The 230-nt window shown below is 58.7% G+C and carries 1 protein-coding gene; it reads left to right on the top strand.

The genetic code is table 11. The features are described from left to right. Positions 1-230: extracellular solute-binding protein (locus SB771_RS37485; protein ID WP_410722340.1), on the top strand; the 230-nt coding region annotated here is incomplete at both ends.

The following is a 230-nucleotide window of genomic DNA, read 5'->3' as shown; positions in this document are numbered from 1 at the left end:
CCGACCGCTTCGAGCAAAAAAACCCGGGCTACAAGGTCGAAAACTCGCACATCCTGAACGACGCTTACAAGACCAAGCTGAAAGTGGCGTTCGGTGCGAATCAGCCGCCTTGCGTGTTCGAATCGTGGGGCGGCGGCACGCTCAACGAATATGTGAAGGCCGGCCAGATCGCTGACCTCACGCCGTATCTGCAGAAAGACCCCGCGTATCGCGATCGATTCTTGCCCGCC

This window comes from Burkholderia sp. SIMBA_051 (assembly GCF_046534915.1).
In the GTDB taxonomy this organism is placed as follows: Bacteria; Pseudomonadota; Gammaproteobacteria; order Burkholderiales; family Burkholderiaceae; genus Burkholderia; species Burkholderia ambifaria.
The sequence above is the reverse complement of the archived record's forward strand: the minus strand, read 5'-3'. Positions and strand labels throughout refer to the sequence as shown.